The sequence below is a fragment of the Streptomyces sp. NPDC050619 genome, assembly GCF_040654815.1.
Taxonomy (GTDB): domain Bacteria; phylum Actinomycetota; class Actinomycetes; order Streptomycetales; family Streptomycetaceae; genus Streptomyces.
In genome coordinates, this window is the sequence record NZ_JBFAIR010000165.1 from 1 (window position 1) to 1186 (window position 1186).

The 1186-nt window shown below is 68.0% G+C and carries 2 protein-coding genes; one reads left to right on the forward strand and one right to left on the reverse strand.

Features of this window, described 5'->3' with window-relative positions:
• Window positions 1–91: 91 nt before the first annotated feature.
• Window positions 92–841 carry an ISL3 family transposase gene (locus AB0I77_RS53745; protein ID WP_363290359.1) on the reverse strand — a complete coding sequence of 250 codons (750 nt, stop codon included), beginning with the start codon at window positions 839–841 and terminating at the stop codon, window positions 92–94.
• 107 nt (window positions 842–948) lie between these two features.
• Between AB0I77_RS53745 and AB0I77_RS53750 the strand changes: the two genes are divergently transcribed.
• Window positions 949–1086 (forward strand): hypothetical protein, encoded by a 138-nt coding sequence (locus AB0I77_RS53750; protein WP_363290360.1) that lies wholly within the window; start codon window positions 949–951, stop codon window positions 1084–1086.
• Window positions 1087–1186 lie beyond the last annotated feature (100 nt).

Genomic DNA, 1186 nt, shown 5'->3' on the forward strand with positions numbered 1-1186 from the left:
AGGTCGCTGACAGGTGGCACCTGTGGCACAACCTCTGCGAAGCCGTCGACAAATGCGTCACCCGCCACTCCTCCCACCTGCGCGAACCCACTCAAGTCCCCACGGAGGCGGCTTCGCAGAGGTTGTGCCACAGGTGCCACCTGTCAGCGACCTGGACCGCGGCGGGTGCTCCGAGCCGGGACCCCTCGGCGTAGGCACTGGCGCGGTCACGGCAGATGACCTCCACGCCGGGATGCTCGACCAGCCACCGGGTCAAGGTGGCCGCTTCCCGGTCCGGGAGCATGTCCACGGGTCTGCGGGTCTCGACATCGATCAGGATCGTGCCGTAGACATGCCCCTTGCGCAGGGCGAAGTCGTCGACTCCCAGCACGCGGGGTGTGGATAGCTGTGGGTCGGGCAATGCCCGGATCAGTCGCAGCAGGGTGGAGCGGCTGACCGAGGTGTCAAGTGCTTCGGCCAGCCGGGCCCCGGCCCTGCCCGCGAGCATCAGCGCGATGGCCTGCAGGTTCGCGTGCAGGCGGGTACTTCGGCGACCGTAGCGGAAAGTCAGGCCGTCGACCTGCTCGACGAAGGTCGTGCGCGGGCACCGGACCGTCGCACAGCGGAACCGCCGGACCCGCAGCCGCAGGACGACAAGGCGACCACCCACCGCCGTGTCCGTAAGCTGACGCTCGTAGCCGCTGTGGACCCGTAGTGACAGTGCGCCACAGACCGGACACCCTGCTCCGGTCGCGCAGGCCCGTGCCACCACCCGCACTTCACCTCCGACGAGTTCGACGTCCTGCACCAGCAGGCCGTCCAGGTCCGGGAACAGCACGTTTTCCACGATCACGTCGCCCATGGCCGCCGATCGTCACACCGGCGAGGACGCCCCGTCAGCCGGGGACCGAAAGTGATCACAAAAGGTTGCGGTCGTGTGTGGTGGGGATCAGGTGTGATCTTGGGGCGGTGACGGCGGGGTTGACGTTGCCGTTCAGTTCGGGCGCGGTGGAGGGGCAGGTGAACCGGATCAAGATGCTCAAGAGGCAGATGTTCGGCCGGGCCGGCGTGGACCTCCTGCGCAAGCGTGTCCTCCTCGCCCGCTGACCCGCGTGCCGGAAACGACGCGGCGGTGACCGTCCGTCAGGCCTGCACTGAAAGTGATCCAGAACCACAATTCAGCCGTCGCCGACACCGCGGCGGGCTT

Excerpts from the sequence above, each read along its gene's own strand:
- AB0I77_RS53745 (WP_363290359.1), bottom strand. The coding sequence starts at position 841 with ATGGGCGACGTGATCGTGGAAAACGTGCTGTTCCCGGACCTGGACGGC.